Origin of the sequence: uncultured Gemella sp. (assembly GCF_963537375.1) — a bacterium.
GTDB lineage: Bacteria > Bacillota > Bacilli > Staphylococcales > Gemellaceae > Gemella.
This window is the reverse complement of sequence record NZ_CAUTDQ010000019.1, coordinates 19,905-36,224: the sequence shown is the minus strand read 5'-3', so window position 1 is coordinate 36,224 and position 16,320 is coordinate 19,905. Positions and strand designations below refer to the sequence as shown.

Sequence of the window (16,320 nt, the reverse complement as noted above, 5' to 3'; positions counted from 1 at the left end):
TAGTTAATTATTTTTGTACACCTTAATTATATTGGATATTTGTCTTTTTGTATATAAAAATAGAAATCCGGGGCTGGAATTTTTTCCATGCCCCGGATTTAGTATACAACCTGTTTTAGTTATTAAATTTGTTTAGTTAAGTCTATCATTTCAAGAAGACCTTGAGCACACTCGCTACCTTTGTTTCCAGCTTTTGAACCCGCTCTTTCGATAGCTTGATCAATGTCTTCAGTAGTTATAACACCGAACATTACAGGAATTTCGCTGTTAAGATTGATTTGACCTACACCTTTTGCTACTTCGTTACAAACTAAGTCATAGTGACTAGTGCTTCCACGAATAATGCTTCCTAATGTAACGATACCATCGTATTTATTTGTAGCTACTAATTTTTTAGTAATAAATGGAATTTCGAATGCTCCTGGAACCCAGTATACATCGATGTTTTCTTCTTTTACTTCGTTTCTAATTAATGTATCTTTAGCTCCACCTAATAATTTAGATGTGATGAACTCGTTAAAACGTGCTACTACGATTGCTACCTTAATATCTTTACCTATAAATTTTCCTTCAAATGTTGTCATAATAATGTTCTCCTTATATATCTAAAAAGTGATTAAATCTTATTTTTTTTGTTTGTAAATAGTGTTTGTTTTCTTTATGTGGTTTTATCTTAATTGGTTCACGGTCAACTATATTTATTCCTAAAGAACTTAATTGTTCTACTTTGTCAGGGTTGTTAGTAAGTAGTTTTACCGATTTTATTCCTAAGTAATCTAATATATCTACTGCAATACTATAGTCCCTCTCATCGGGAGCGAAACCTAATTGAACATTAGCATCGTAAGTATCTACACCTTGTTCTTGCAATTGGTATGCAAGGAGTTTGTTTCTAAGCCCGATTCCTCGACCTTCTTGTCTCAAATATAAAATTGCTCCTCGACCAAGTTCTGAGATTTTTTGAAGTGCGGCGTGTAATTGTTCACCGCAATCACATCTATGAGAAGCGAATATATCCCCTGTTAAACATTCTGAGTGAACTCGTATTAGTAAAGGTTCTTCAGAAGTTAAATCACCTTTACTAATAATTAAATGTTCTTTATTAAATTCATCTTCAAACAGTTGTAAATCAAAGTCTCCGAATTCTGTTGGAAGTTTTACTTTAACGCTGTCTTCAAATGACAAAAAACGTGTTAGCTCATCTAAATCAACAACTGTTAAATCCCATTTTTTAGCGAACTCATACAGGTCATCTCTTCTAGCCATAGTTCCATCTTCGTTCATAATTTCGCAGATATATGTAGCTTCAGTACTGTTAGCTAATCTTGCTAAATCTAAACTTGCTTCGGTGTGGCCACGACGAACTTTAATTCCACCATCACGTCCTACAAGGGGGAACATATGTCCAGGTCTATTGAAATCTTCAGGTCTAGAATTAGGATTTGCTAATTCTTTTATAGTTGTAGCTCTTTCAAAAGCCGAGATTCCTGTAGTTGATGTTTTATAATCAACACTTACTGTGAACGCTGTACCGTGAGGATCTGTATTTTTATCTAGCATTGAGTGTAGATTTAAGTACTTAGCTATTTCAGTTGAAACAGGTGCGCAAATTAAACCTCGGGCATGTTTTGTCATGAAGTTTACATTTTCACCAGTAACTAGTTCAGCTAAGCCGACTAAATCTCCTTCTGCTTCTCTGTCATCATCATCGATAAGAACGATTAATTTTCCAGCTTTTAAATCTTCGATTGCTTGTCGTACATTATTAATCATTTAACTTTCCTCCAAATAGTTTTAGTTGAGCTTTTATATATTTTGCTAGAATATCGGTCTCAATATTTACATTGTCACCAATTTTCAATTTTTCTAGATTTGTGTGTTTTGCAGTATGTGGAATTAACGAAACGGTAAATTTATTATTGTCACAAGTTACTACTGTTAAACTTATTCCGTTTATAGTAATTGAGCCTTGATTAATGATTTCTCCTTGGAATTTACTTGGATAAGCAAAAGTTAGAAGAATAGCATTTTCATCTTTTTGTCTTGCTGCTAATTGTGCTAAGCCATCACTGTGACCTGAAACTATATGTCCTTCGAATCTATCTGAGTGTCCCATTGCGGGCTCAAGATTTACAGAGTCATTTACTTTTAAGTCTTTAAATGTTGTTCTCTTATAAGTCTCGGGCATAATATCAACGGTGAATTGTGATGAACTTTTTTGGACGCATGTTAAGCATACTCCATTTACTGCCATACTATCACCGATTTTATATGTTTCCAGTAAGTTTTTGGTTGCTTGTATTGTTAATTTTATACTGTGACTTGATTTTATAATTTTTACTATTTTCCCTTGTTCTTTTATTAAACCTGTAAACATTGACTTTCTTTCCTTCCTGAGATTCTTATATCTTCACCGAGTTTTGTTACATTAATATCGTGTAAAGTGATTTTTTCATTAGTAGTTCTATCACTGCTAAATGATGAAGTATTGCTTCCTCCTAAGAGTGTAGGGGAAATATATGAAATCACTTCATCCCAATAACCACTAGCAAGGAATTGATCGTGGATACAAGGGCCACCTTCTACATATACTGATTGTATACCAAGTTTTGCAATTTCAGTAAGAATTTCTTTTATTGTAAATTCGTTAGGTGTAACGATAGTTACATGTGAAGGTAAGTTTTCCTTTTTGTATTTTGAAAAAACTATAACTTCAGAAGAATCGTCTTTAAAGAGATTTAGTTCTTTATGTTGGAAAATTGAACCTTCTTTATCTAATATGATTCTTTTCGGTGGGTATAATGAAGTGTCGGCTCCAGTTAATTTTGGATTATCTATTAACACAGTTTTTGCCCCAACAAGAATAGCTTGATAATTATCTCGTTCTTTTCTGACGAAGTCATATACTTCTTTTCCTGTTATTTGAGTTCTTTCATTAGTAAAGGCTAATTTTCCATCAAGACTGGTAGCTTGTTTTAAGGCTACATATGGTCTATTTTGGGTATGAAATAAATTATAAGCGTAATTCAGATTATAAGCTTCTTTTTCCAAGACACCAGTTGTAACTTCAATTCCATTATCACGTAAGAATTTAATTCCCTTTCCACTAACTATTGGATTAGGATCTAATTGAGCAACAACAACTTTAGAGATTCCCATTTTTAATATGGCCTCTGTACAAGGTGGTTGTTTTCCCTTGTGGTTACATGGTTCTAATGTGACATATAGAGTTGAATTAAATATTTTCTCAGGAGTTTTGCAAGTAGAAATAGCATTTTTTTCAGCATGTTCACAACCGTAACGGAGGTGTGAACCTCTTGCGACAATTTTATTATCTTTTACTATAATTGCACCGACTAGAGGATTGGTATATGTATATTTTGCACCACGCTTAGCCTCTAATAGAGCAAGATTCATAAAATATTCATGCATAGTATCAACTCCTTTATAAAAATAAAAACCCGATTATATTTGATGATTCAAATAATCGGGATTGATGGTTTGTTTTTTATTCGATAAAGAGACCTGAATGTATAGTTTTTATATACTCTAGGTTATATATTATCAGTAGTATTAGATATATTTATCATAATGCTATAATTTCTTCTCCCATCCAGACTATACTGTCGGTTCTGGAATCTCACCAGATCAGCTTGCGCTCACGGACTTCTAGAAAACTAGTCACCGCCGGTTGGGAATTACACCCGACCCCGAAGAAATATTTAATTCATGACTTAATAATAGCACTATTGAAAACGTATGTCAATGATTAAAGTTTATTTATAAAAAATATTTAAAACATTATAATAAAAAATAAGAGTGATTCAATATGAAATCATTATTTTGAATCACTTCTGATAATTTTAAACTATATTATAAAAATTGTGCTAAACAAACGATAAGAATAATAATTGGTAGTATATATCTTAATAAGAATAACCAAGTTTTAAATAAGACTAGGCTTGATTTGTTATTCTCGTTGATATGTAATTGCTCCTGTGCGACTTTTTTGTCTAGTACATATCCAGTGAATATTGATAATGCTAAGCAACCAAGTGGCATAAGTATATTAGATACTAAGAAGTCCATTAAATCGAAAACTGTTTTTCCGAATATTAATGTATCAGATAATGAACCGTAAGATAGAGCAGAAGGAATTCCAACGATGAAAGTTAAGATTCCGATGATTATACTGAATTTAGTACGGTTAGTATTTTTTTGGTTAGTAATATTTCCTACATTGATTTCTAACATAACTACAGATGAAGTAATAGTAGCGAATAAGAATAATATTAAGAATAGAATGTAGAAAATTTTACCGAATGCCATATTGTTGAATAATTGTGGTAATACGATGAATAATAAACTCGGTCCACCTTCAGATTCCATACCGAATGAGCTCATAGCAGGGAAGATTGCTAATCCAGCCATTATAGAAACTGCAATGTTCATTAATACAACCGAAATACCTGATTGAACCAGGTTAGTTCTTTTATCAAGGTATGATGCATAAGTTAACATAGCTGTAACCCCGATAGAAAGTGCGAAGAACGATTGCCCAAGTGCGAATAAAATACCAGAACTAGTGATTTTAGAAAAATCAGGTTTTAGGAAGTAAGTAACTCCAGCCATTGCATTTGGTAATGTTAATGATCTTGCGATAATTACTAAGAATATGATGAATAATAGTGGCATCATGATTTTTGATGCTTTTTCAATACCTTTTTGAACACCACGAGATACTATAAAAATATTTAATAAGATGAATAAAGCCTGAGCGCTTAATGCGATCCAAGTATTTGAGATAACACTCGTGAATAGGGCTGCGTGATCACCAGTAGCATGAAGCCCAAGAGCATCAGCAATTGAAATACCTAAATATACTAGAATCCATCCACCGATAACACTATAGAATGATAGTAAGATGAATAGGGCGAATCCACCGATATAACCAATAATATTATAATTTTTGTTTTTTCCTAGTTTGCCAAAAGTTCTAATGGCTGAAACTCCAGCACCACGGCCAAGTACAAATTCAGCAAGAAGTAGTGGTAGTCCAATTAAAAGAGTGAAGATAAGAAAGACTAGTAAGAATCCACCTCCACCATTTGCTGCGGTCATGTATGGGAATTTCCATACAGCTCCAAGACCTATCGCAGATCCCGCTGAAGCAAGTATGAAACCTATTTTAGAACTCCATTTCGAATTTTCTGACATAAAATTTTTCCTCCTGTTATTTGATAATAAATAAAAGCTATTTAGAAAATACTAAATAGCTTTTAAAATATATATAATACTATACTCAAGGCCATTTAGTATTTTTACCAATGGCCTGAAAACATGTTTAACTAGCCATTGTAGACATCGTTGCACTTATATCTACAATGCTATGAGATATAAGTGCTGCTAAAATGGCACGAAAAAGTATTCTCTTTTACTAGTTAAAATATTAGTTTTCATTATTGAGTAGCTCCTTTATAAATTGTAATTAAAATCTTAACATTTATCTGAAAATCTGTCAATAATTTTTTGAAAACTTTTAATTTGTTGCTCTTGCATGGATAATAAAAAGGTGAGGAGCAAAGAATAATCGTATAATAAAATAAATCACCATATTCAAATATATACTTGAGTATGATGATTTATTAGATTGTTGATTTGTATTTTTATAGATTATTCATTATCTAATTGCATGTAAACAACTTGAGTAGTTAGGTATTCTTCTAAACCATGTTTACCGTCAGCTCCACCGATACCAGATTTACGACGTCCAGCGTGGAATCCTTGCATAGCTTCGAAGTTTTCACGGTTGATGTATGTTTCACCGAATTTTAGACCATTTACAGCTTTGAATGCAGTATTTAGGTTAGTAGTGTAAACTGATGAAGTTAATCCGTATTCTGAATCATTTGCATATTCTAATACTTCTTCTAAAGTTTTGAATGTTGCTACTGGGATTACAGGTCCGAATGTTTCTTCTTTCATGATTTTCATTTCGTTAGTTACATCTGTTAAAACAGTTGGTCCAAAGAAGTATCCTACTTGATTTTCATCGCGAGTTCCACCGTATGATAGAGTAGCCCCTTGTTTTACTGCATAAGCAACTTTTTCTGCAACAGCATCTACAGCACGTTTTTCGATAAGTGGACCGTAATCTAAACCACCTTCTTTGTTAGGATCACCGAATTTAACTTTATCAAGTTCAGCGAATAATAATTTTTCGAATTCATCTTTAACATCTTCGTGAACATATACTCTTTCAGCACAGTTACATACTTGTCCAGAGTTAATTACACGAGATGCAACAATAGCTTTAGCAGCAAGAGAAAGGTCAGCATCTTTAAATACGATAGCAGGAGCTTTTCCTCCAAGTTCTAGAGAAACATTAGTGATATTTTCAGCTGCTGCTCTCATAACTTCTTGTCCAGCTGTTAAGCTACCAGTTAAACTTACTAAACCAACTTTAGGGTTAGAAGCTAATCTATTTCCTACTACAGAACCGCGTCCGTGAATAATATTAAGGATACCTTTTGGAAGACCTACTTCTACGCAGATTTCAGCAAAAATATCAGCGTTTATCGGAGTTAATTGACTTGGTTTCAATACAATTGTATTACCAGTAAGTAATGCTGGCGCCGCTTTTCTAGCGATTAAGAAGAATGGGAAGTTCCAAGGTAAAATACCAGTAGTTACTCCGTGAGGGCGTTTGAATAAGAAGATATGTTCATCTTGTCTATCACTTTGAATAATTTCTCCTTCATATCTTCTAGCCCATTCAGCCATATAATCTAAGTAATCAGCTGTAAATAATACTTCAACTTTAGCTAAATCGAAAGTTTTACCACCTTCGTTAACAATAGTTTGTGTAATTTCAGGTTCGCGTTCACGAATACGTTCAGCAAGTTTTCTAAGGTAAGCACCTCTTTGAACTGCTGGTAATTTTTCCCAATCGCGTTGCGCAACTTCAGCAACATCGATAGCACGGTCTACATCAGCTTCTGAAGAAGAAGGAATTTTTGCAATAACTTCCTCAGTAGAAGGATTTAACACGTTAATATAGTCATAATTTGAATTATCTTCAAATGCCCCGTTAATAAAATTTTTCAAAACTTTAACTTCACTCATAGTTTAATTCTCCTTTATCTTTTTTTGATAAGTAAACGTTACCATTTCTTTGCTAACATTATATATTATGAAAAAATTAAAATCAAGTACTTTGTTTGTATTTTTGATGTATATTTATATATTTAAACATAGATAAAGATGAATTTATTAAAAAAATAATGTATATTTATTTTTAAAAGTAAGTGGAAATTTATTGGAGTTATAGAAATTGGAATAAAATAAAACATCTGTAATATAGTACTTAAAACGCATACATAATTTAAAAATCTCTCATACTACTGTATATGAAAAATTTATAATTATTACAGATTAATATTAAATTTAATTTTTAATGTATTAAGTAAGTAATATAAATAATAGTAAAAAATTTTTTCGAGCAAAAATATTTCCATTAACACCGTATTTGGTGGTATAATCTTAGGTAAGAAACATTAGGAGGTTCATTAATGAAACAAAATATTGGAGTTATCGGTTTATCAGTAATGGGAAGCAATCTAGCATTAAATATTGCTGACAGTGGATTTAAAGTTGCAGTATTCAATAGAACAACATCTGTTGTAGATAAAATGTTAGCAGAACACCCACATGAAAATGTAGTAGGTAGATATTCACTACAAGAATTAATCGATGGATTAGAAAAACCTAGAAAAATTGTTTTAATGGTTAAAGCAGGATTTGCTGTAGATAGCCTAATTGAACAATTAACACCACTTCTTGATAAAGGAGATATCATTATTGATGGAGGAAACTCATTCTTTAAAGATACTCAAAGAAGATATGATCTATTATTAGAAAAAGGAATTAACTACTTTGGAGTTGGTGTATCTGGAGGAGAAGAAGGTGCTAGATTCGGTCCTGCCTTAATGCCTGGTGGAGATGAGAAAGCTTACGAAGAAATTCGTCCAATTTTAGAAGCTATTGCAGCTAAAGTTAACGATGTACCATGTTGTAGTTATACTTCAACTGGTGGAGCAGGTCACTATGTGAAAATGGTTCACAATGGTATCGAATATGGAGATATGCAACTAATTTCTGAAGCTTACAAAGTTCTTAAACACCTAGGTGGTTTCTCAAATGAAGAATTACAAAAAACATTTGAAGAGTGGAATAAAGGTGAACTAGAATCTTATCTAATTGAAATCACAGCAAATATCTTCAAAGTAAAAGAAGAAGATGGAAGCTACCTAGTGGATAAAATCTTAGATAAATCTCAACAAAAAGGTACTGGGAAATGGACTAACGAACAAGCTATTGATTTAGGAATTGATGTATCAGTTATTACAGCTGCGTTAAATGGAAGATATATGTCAAATCTTAAAGAAGAACGTGTTCGTGCTGAAAAAGAATTTGCTCGTAAACCTTATGCAGTAGTTGAAGATAAAGAAAGATTAAAAAATATTGTAAAAGATGCTTTATTTATTTCAAAAATTGTATCTTATGCACAAGGATTCAAATTATTACAAGCTGCTGAGAAAGAATATAACTGGACATTTGATTATTCACAAATTGCTAAAATTTTCCGTGGTGGATGTATTATTCAAGCGAAAATTTTACAAAATATTATCGAAGCATACCAAAATAATCCAAAATTAGAAAACCTAATCTTTGATCCATTCTTTAAAGAAGTTATTGAAACAAGACAAGATAGCTTACGTGAAGTTGCTACTTTAGCGATTTCTAATAGATTACCACTAAGTGCTATGACTTCTGCAGTTTCTTACTTAGATATCTACACTACAGCAGATAGTGGTGCTAACTTAATTCAAGCGCAACGTGATTATTTTGGAGCACATACTTTTGAAAGAACTGATAAAGAAGGAAATTATCACTATGACTGGGTTGGGAACAATGGAAAATAAAACAGCAATAACACTTTTTGGAGGGACAGGAGATCTTACTTATAGAAAACTGTTACCTGCATTATATAACTTAAATGTATTAGGGAAATTAGCTGATGATTTTAAGGTAGTTGTGATTGGTCGTAGAGCTTATACGCAATCAGAATATATAGATATTGCTCGTACGTGGGTAAAAGAGTATGCACGTACTAAATTCGACGATGAACAATTCGATGAATATGCTAAAAGAATTATCTATTTCAAAATGGATATGACAAATGAAGACGATTATGAGATGTTGCAATCATTTTATGTTGAACAAGATATACAAAATCATGTTTACTACTTTGCAGTAGCTCCATCATTCTTCATAACTATTACAAATGGTCTTAAAAAATATTGCTCAGAGAATAATGCGAAAGTTATTATTGAAAAACCATTTGGAGAAGATTTAGAAAAAGCTGGAATATTAAATGATGAGCTTGCTAAATTCTTTAATCAAGATGAAATTTATCATATTGACCATTATCTAGGTAAAGAGATGATTCAAAACATCCTATCTCTACGTTTTGAGAATATTATCTTTAAAGGTATCTGGAATAAAGATTTTATAGAAAATGTTCAAATTACTGCTGCAGAAACTGTAGGTGTTGGAACTAGGGCTAGTTACTATGATAAGAGTGGTGCTTTAAAAGATATGGTTCAAAATCACCTATTACAGGTTCTATCATTAGTAGCTATGGAAGAACCAAAAGAAGAGGGAAGTCGTGGTATTCACGAGAGTCAATACAATCTTCTTTCTGCACTAAAACCGATTGAAGATGTTCATGAAAGTTTAGTTATGGCACAATATGAAGGATATCTTCAAGAACAAAATATTCCTGCAGATTCTAAGACAGAAACGTATGCTGCACTTAAATTATTTGTAGATAATGAACGTTGGGAAGGTGTACCATTCTTTATAAGAACTGGTAAAAAACTGGAAAAACGTGAAACACAAGTAGTAGTTCAGTTTAAGTCTGTTGGTTCTTCACCCGGAAATGTATTAATTATAAAAATTCAACCTGAAGAAGGTGTGTATTTCCAATTTAATGCTAAAAAACCAGGTACAGAGCAAGAATTACAACCAATTTCACTTGATTTCTGCCAAAGTTGTATACTAGAAAATATAGTAAATACACCTGAAGCTTATGAAAGATTATTAGATGCTTGTTTTAGAGAGGATAGAGCATTATTCTCTCAATGGAATCAAATAGTTGAATCTTGGACATTTGTTAATAAACTTATAGCTAAGTATGAAGAACAAGGTTCTCCATTATACACATATGAACAAGGTTCAAAAGGTCCAAAAGAGGCTGATAATTTAGTGGATTGGGTTAAATAATTATTTAGATGTATTGTATGGCTTAATGTCATGCAATACATCTTTTTTGCAGTGTAGGTGTTTTTTTAGAGGTTGCTAGTTAGGAAAGTTTACGTTAAGCATGAAGTATAGTATAATGAAAATATAAGAAAAATTTAAATGATTATTTTCAAAAGGAGTTAAGATATGAGACTGTTAGATTCAATGTTAGAATACAATGAGTATTTTGTTAAATTCGAAGAGTATGAAAAATATAAGACAGAAGATAAATATCCAGCTAAGAGAGTAGTAATGTTTACGTGTATGGATACAAGGTTAGTTGAACTTGCAACAAAGTCTTTGAATCTATCTTCAGGAGACGTTAAAGTTGTGAAAAATGCAGGTGCTATATTAACTCATCCTTTTGGATCGATTATGAGAAGTTTGATAATAGCAGTGTATATGTTGAAAGCAGATGAGATTATAGTTATGGGGCATCACGACTGTGGTATGCAAAATATTGATACTAATCTAATTATGGAAAAAATGAAAAATAGAGGTGTTGGAAAAGAAACACTTGATATTTTACAATACTCTGGACTTGATTTAAATACGTGGTTACATGGATTTGATGATGTTGAGGAGAGTGTCGGACATGATGTCAATATGATTATGAATCATCCATTAATACCAAAAGATGTTCCTGTGCATGGATTAGTAATAAATCCAAGTAATGGGAAAGTTGATTTAGTTGTTAATGGTTATGAAAATCTAAGAAAATAGAAAGGGGATAGTAAGTTGAAGAAAATATTAATCTTGAATACAGGTGGAACAATCTCTATGAGTGAAGATCAAACAACGGGTAAAGTTTCGCCGACTGATAAGAATCCAATTGGTGTTGGAGGAAGTATGTTTTCTTATATTGGAGATTTAGTAGTTGAAGATTTATATCATCTTGCTTCTCCTCAGATAACAGAACATGAAATGTTAGGTATAAAGAATAGGATACTAGAAGCGGTAACACAAGGCTATGATGGCGTAGTAGTTACACATGGGACTGATACGCTTGAAGAAACTGCGTATTATTTAGAATTAACTTTAGATGTGAATATTCCAGTAGTGGTAACAGGAGCGATGCGCTCTAGTAATGAAATAGGAGCGGATGGACTTGCTAATCTAAGAAGTTCTTTAGTAGTTGCTGTTAGTGATGAAAGTTGTGATAAAGGTGTATTAGTAGTTATGAATGATGAGGTCCATACAGCTACTTATGTTACTAAAACACATACTACAAATGTAGCGACTTTCCAAACACCAACTTTTGGACCTATAGGATTAGTATCTAAAAATACTGTAATTTATTTCCAAAAATTAATAAATGAAGAACATTACGATGTAAATGTTTTTGGTAAGAAAGTGTACTTATTAAAGGCGTATGCTGGTATGGGAGATGAGCTTATTAATGCAGTCGCAAATCTTGGAGCTGATGGGTTAGTAATTGAAGCTCTAGGTGCTGGTAATTTACCGCCAAGGACTGTTCCAGCGATAAGAGAATGTATTAAGAAGAAAATACCAGTAGTATTTGTTTCCCGTGCATTTAATGGCGTTACTCAAGATGTATATGATTATGAAGGTGGCGGTAAGAGATTCCAACAAGATGGAGTTATTTTTACAACAGGACTTAGTGGACAGAAAGCTAGAATTAAGTTATTAGTTTTATTAGAAGCGGGAGTCGATTTTGATAATTTAAAAAATTATTTTTAGAAATAATTGGGGAAGTTATTGAAATATGAAGAAGGTTGAATATTTTTTATAATTATGGTAGTATATTAAATGATTAAAATTAGGAAAGAGGTGTAGAGTTGAAATTTAAATATCATAAGTCGTATAGAGGATTTTATCTATTAGAGGATAATAAATTTAAGCGACCATACCAAAAAATAGATCAAGAAAAAACATTAGAGAACTTAAATGGAAAAGTTGAGTTTAATAAAAATGAAATAATTGAAATAGTTGATGAATTCGTAGTTTTTGTTGTAAAAGATGGCGGAAAAACAAATGATACAAAGCCTGTAAAAGAATCAAAAAATAAGAAAAAAATTGAAACAATTGATTTTGAAGTATTGGAATTAAAATACAAAATTCCTAGACTGTTATTACAAAAATTGTATGGAGTTATAGCAGGGAATTCAAAAAATGGGCAACGTGACTTATTATCTGTTTTATCAGTTATAGAAAATGTTACACTAGCTGATAGTCTATTTTCTTCGAAAGTGAAAAAAATATTTTACTATAGCGATAAAGAGTTGAATGAGTTATTAGTTAGATACAACTTTGATAACTTAAATGTTGAAAATCTGAAAAAAGATATAGAGGTCAACTACCCTAGCCAATATATTTCTAATTTACCAGTTGATTATAAAGAATATGAAATGATCTTTGTATTTTATTTCATTATTCTGATAGAATTATTAACGATATTAAAATAAGATGAATTTTTTGATTAAAATTTATTTAAAAGACTTGATTTTTATATAGGTCTTTGATATAATTTTAATCAGAAAGTTTATTTTTTTGAAATAAGTTGGTCAAAAAACGACCTGACTGGACAGAGGTTGTCCATAGATAAACTTTCGAATAAACAGGGGAAACATAAGATGGATATTTTACATTTGTTACATATGCAAAGTAGACTTGTACCTGATATGTTTATGAAGTTTAGTAATAGGTATGAATTGCTTATTGCAATAAAAGTTAATCAACCAGTAGGTCGAAAAACATTATTAAACTTTATAAATATGACGGAAAGACAATTACGTACAGAATGTGAAGTTTTATCCAAGTTAGGGCTAATAACAAAAAAGGCTACGGGAATGAATCTTACAGAAAAAGGAGAAGAGCTTTTATTGGAGATAAAAGAATCAGTTATTAATGATGCTTTTGCCAAAGAAAGAAGTTTTATAAAAAATCATTTTTCAATAAAACAAGTTCATATTGTAGCAGGTGACTTTATTAATAATGAAGCCACTAGAGAAGAAATGACTAACTTACTCTTGGATAAGGTTAATGCTAAGATAACTAAAGAATGCGTAATTGGAGTCAGCGGTGGTAGTACGATGTATTACATAGCCGGCAGAGCTAATGAAACATTTGGTTATGGAAAAGATGTTACTATAACGCCTATCAGAGGAGGACTATCTGTAGTAAATACAGAATATCAAGCCAATGATATAGCCTCTAAGATGGCCAAAAACTCTGGGCATAATTATCAACTATTACATGCCCCAGATAATATAGGGCAAAAAGCATTAGAAGAACTTGTAAAAGAACCAGTCGTAAAAAATGCTCTAGATGTTATAGGTAAAACATCGATAATTATCCATAGTATAGGGAATGCTTTTGAAATGGCGAATAGAAGAAAATCTTCTAAAGATATTTTGAAAGTATTGGAAGAAAAAAATGCTGTTTGTGAATCATTTGGAAGTTATTTCGATGAGAACGGCAGTGAAATATTTAAAACCTCTACTATAGGTATGAGTTTTAAAGATGTTGATGGCATTGATAATGTCTTTACGATAGTTGGTGGAGAAGAAAAAACTGATGCAGTATTCAGTTATCTAAATACTAGACCGGCAAATGCGACACTAATTATTGACGAGGCTATTTGCAAAAAAATAATAAAAAAAGTTAATAAAAATTTTTAGGAGGAACTAAAAAATGACAGTAAAAGTAGCAATTAACGGATTTGGACGTATCGGACGTCTTGCTTTAAGAAGAATCCAAAACGTAGAAGGAATTGAAGTAGTAGCGATTAACGACTTAACACCAGTTAACCAACTAGTTCACTTATTAAAATATGATACAACTCAAGGTCGTTTCGACGGAGAAGTATCAGCAACTGAAGGAAGCTTAGTAGTAAATGGAAAAGAAATCAAAGCATTCGCTAACCCTAACCCAACTGAATTACCATGGGGAGAATTAGGAATCGATGTAGTATTAGAATGTACTGGATTCTTCACTTCTAAAGAAAAAGCTGAAGCTCACATCCAAGCAGGAGCTAAAAAAGTTGTTATCTCAGCTCCAGGTGGAAACGACGTTAAAACTATCGTTTACAACGTAAACCACGAAACTCTAGACGGAACAGAAACAGTTATCTCAGGTGCTTCTTGTACAACTAACTGTTTAGCTCCAATGGCTAAAACTTTACACGATAACTTCACAGTAGTTGAAGGATTAATGACTACAATCCACGGATACACTGGAGACCAAAACACACTTGACGCTCCTCACCGTGGTGGAGACTTACGTCGTGCTCGTGCAGCAGCTGAAAACATCGTACCTAACACAACTGGTGCTGCTAAAGCAATCGGATTAGTAATCCCAGAATTAAACGGAAAATTAGATGGAGCTGCTCAACGTGTACCAGTACCAACAGGTTCATTAACTGAATTAGTAGCTGTAGTTGAAAAAACTGTTACAGCTGAAGAAGTTAACGCTGCTATGGAAGCTGCAGCTAACGAATCATTCGGATACAACGTTGATCCAATCGTATCTTCTGATATCGTAGGTATCTCATACGGATCATTATTCGATGCAACTCAAACAAAAGTATTAACAGTTGGAGACAAACAATTAGTTAAAGTTGTTTCTTGGTATGACAACGAAATGTCTTACACTTCTCAATTAGTAAGAACATTAAAATACTTTGCAGGATTAATTAAATAATCTATAATAGGTAATAGAAGAATAGATAAGATATAAGTCATAAGTGACTTATATCTTGTCTCATATATTCTAAATATAAATTAAAGGAGCTTTCCATGAAGAAATCTATCAAAGACTTAGGTAACTTACAAGGGAAAACTGTCTTAATGCGTGTTGATTTCAACGTGCCATTAAAAGATGGTGAAATTACAAACGATAATCGTATTACTGCAGCATTACCAACTATTGAGTATGCTTTAAATCAAGGTGCTAAAGTAGTAGCATTCTCACACTTAGGACGTGTTAAAGAAGAAGCTGACAAAGCATCTAAAAGTTTAGCGCCAGTTGCTGTTAGATTATCAGAATTATTAGGTAAAGAAGTAAAATTCGTAGCTGAAACACGTGGAGCAGAATTAGAAGAAGCAGTTAAAGGATTAAAAGATGGAGAAATCTTAATGTTCGAAAACACTCGTTTCGAAGATGTAGATGGTAAAAAAGAATCTAAAAATGATCCAGAACTTGCTAAATACTGGGCTTCTCTAGGAGATGTATTCGTAAACGATGCATTCGGTACAGCTCACCGTGCTCACGCTTCAAACGTAGGTATTGCATCTAACATTGGTGAAGGAAACTCTGCTTCAGGATTCTTAGTTGATAAAGAAATTAAATTTATCGGAGGAGCAGTAGATAATCCAGAAAGACCTCTTGTTGCAATCTTAGGTGGAGCAAAAGTTTCTGATAAAATTGCAGTTATTGAAAACTTATTAGAAAAAGCCGATAAAGTAATTATTGGTGGAGGTATGGCTTATACTTTCATGAAAGCACAAGGTAAAGAAATTGGAATTTCACTTTGTGAAAATGATAAAGTTGAATATGCTCGTGAATTAATGGCCAAAGCTGGAGAAAAATTAGTATTACCAATCGATACAGTAGTAGCTAAAGAATTCTCTAACGATGCACCAAGTCGTGTAGCACAAGGTGATATCCAACCTGATGAAGAAGGATTAGATATCGGGCCGAAATCTGTTGAATTATTCAAGAGCACTCTTGAAGGAGCAAAAACTGTAATTTGGAATGGACCTATGGGTGTATTTGAAATGCCTAACTTTGCTAAAGGTACAATTGGTGTTTGTGAAGCTATCGCAAACTTAGAAGGTGCTACTACTATTATCGGTGGTGGAGATAGTGCTACAGCAGCAATTTCTTTAGGATATGCTGAGAAATTCTCACACATCTCAACAGGTGGAGGAGCATCTCTAGAATATCTAGAAGGAAAAGTATTACCAGGAATTGATTCATTATCTAATAAATAAT

14 protein-coding genes and 1 riboswitch are annotated in these 16,320 nt (G+C 32.5%); of the genes, 8 read left to right on the top strand and 6 right to left on the bottom strand.

All coding sequences use genetic code 11. The annotated features are described in order from the left end of the window. Positions 1–122: 122 nt before the first annotated feature. The 6 genes from ribE to aldA all read right to left on the bottom strand — a co-directional run bounded on the left by ribE (position 123) and on the right by aldA (position 7,125). Positions 123–584, bottom strand: a complete 462-nt coding sequence (gene ribE, locus RYK99_RS05175; protein ID WP_003147907.1) for a 6,7-dimethyl-8-ribityllumazine synthase — start codon at positions 582–584, stop codon at positions 123–125. A gap of 13 nt (positions 585–597) precedes the next feature. After that, on the bottom strand, positions 598–1,773 hold the full coding sequence (gene ribA / locus RYK99_RS05170; protein WP_314990749.1) for a GTP cyclohydrolase II: 1,176 nt from the start codon (positions 1,771–1,773) through the stop codon (positions 598–600). Further along, the gene (locus RYK99_RS05165) at positions 1,766–2,377 is read right to left on the bottom strand and encodes a riboflavin synthase (protein WP_003147905.1); all 612 of its coding nucleotides are present in this window, start codon (positions 2,375–2,377) and stop codon (positions 1,766–1,768) included. The genes ribA and RYK99_RS05165 overlap by 8 nt, the downstream gene beginning before the upstream one ends. Next, the gene (gene ribD / locus RYK99_RS05160; RefSeq protein WP_314990748.1) at positions 2,362–3,432 is read right to left on the bottom strand and encodes a bifunctional diaminohydroxyphosphoribosylaminopyrimidine deaminase/5-amino-6-(5-phosphoribosylamino)uracil reductase RibD; all 1,071 of its coding nucleotides are present in this window, start codon (positions 3,430–3,432) and stop codon (positions 2,362–2,364) included. Before ribD ends, RYK99_RS05165 begins: the two co-directional genes overlap by 16 nt. Before the next feature lie 165 nt (positions 3,433–3,597). Continuing rightward, positions 3,598–3,722: riboswitch (FMN riboswitch) on the bottom strand. A gap of 151 nt (positions 3,723–3,873) precedes the next feature. Then, positions 3,874–5,217, bottom strand: a complete 1,344-nt coding sequence (locus tag RYK99_RS05155; protein ID WP_314990746.1) for a sodium-dependent transporter — start codon at positions 5,215–5,217, stop codon at positions 3,874–3,876. A gap of 456 nt (positions 5,218–5,673) precedes the next feature. Beyond that, positions 5,674–7,125 (bottom strand): aldehyde dehydrogenase, encoded by a 1,452-nt coding sequence (gene aldA / locus RYK99_RS05150; RefSeq protein ID WP_314990745.1) that lies wholly within the window; start codon positions 7,123–7,125, stop codon positions 5,674–5,676. A gap of 446 nt (positions 7,126–7,571) precedes the next feature. Here aldA and gnd point away from each other — a divergent pair, with 446 nt between their 5' ends. From gnd to RYK99_RS05110, 8 genes are all read left to right on the top strand, one after another. Beyond that, a complete protein-coding gene (gene gnd / locus RYK99_RS05145) occupies positions 7,572–8,984 on the top strand; it encodes a decarboxylating NADP(+)-dependent phosphogluconate dehydrogenase (protein WP_314990743.1) in 1,413 nt (470 codons plus the stop codon). Then, a complete protein-coding gene (gene zwf / locus RYK99_RS05140; protein ID WP_314990741.1) occupies positions 8,923–10,347 on the top strand; it encodes a glucose-6-phosphate dehydrogenase in 1,425 nt (474 codons plus the stop codon). Before gnd ends, zwf begins: the two co-directional genes overlap by 62 nt. Positions 10,348–10,512: 165 nt before the next feature. Continuing rightward, the gene (locus RYK99_RS05135; RefSeq protein WP_314990739.1) at positions 10,513–11,088 is read left to right on the top strand and encodes a carbonic anhydrase; all 576 of its coding nucleotides are present in this window, start codon (positions 10,513–10,515) and stop codon (positions 11,086–11,088) included. A gap of 15 nt (positions 11,089–11,103) precedes the next feature. Beyond that, a complete protein-coding gene (locus tag RYK99_RS05130) occupies positions 11,104–12,066 on the top strand; it encodes an asparaginase (protein WP_314990737.1) in 963 nt (320 codons plus the stop codon). A 98-nt stretch (positions 12,067–12,164) separates the two neighbouring features. Further along, the gene (locus RYK99_RS05125) at positions 12,165–12,791 is read left to right on the top strand and encodes an exonuclease SbcC (protein WP_314990735.1); all 627 of its coding nucleotides are present in this window, start codon (positions 12,165–12,167) and stop codon (positions 12,789–12,791) included. Positions 12,792–12,983: 192 nt separating this feature from the next. Next, a complete protein-coding gene (locus RYK99_RS05120) occupies positions 12,984–14,006 on the top strand; it encodes a sugar-binding domain-containing protein (protein ID WP_314990733.1) in 1,023 nt (340 codons plus the stop codon). Positions 14,007–14,019: 13 nt separating this feature from the next. Then, the gene (gene gap, locus RYK99_RS05115; RefSeq protein WP_314990731.1) at positions 14,020–15,027 is read left to right on the top strand and encodes a type I glyceraldehyde-3-phosphate dehydrogenase; all 1,008 of its coding nucleotides are present in this window, start codon (positions 14,020–14,022) and stop codon (positions 15,025–15,027) included. A 95-nt stretch (positions 15,028–15,122) separates the two neighbouring features. After that, positions 15,123–16,319 carry a phosphoglycerate kinase gene (locus RYK99_RS05110; RefSeq protein ID WP_314990729.1) on the top strand — a complete coding sequence of 399 codons (1,197 nt, stop codon included), beginning with the start codon at positions 15,123–15,125 and terminating at the stop codon, positions 16,317–16,319. The last annotated feature ends 1 nt before the right edge of the window (position 16,320 follow it).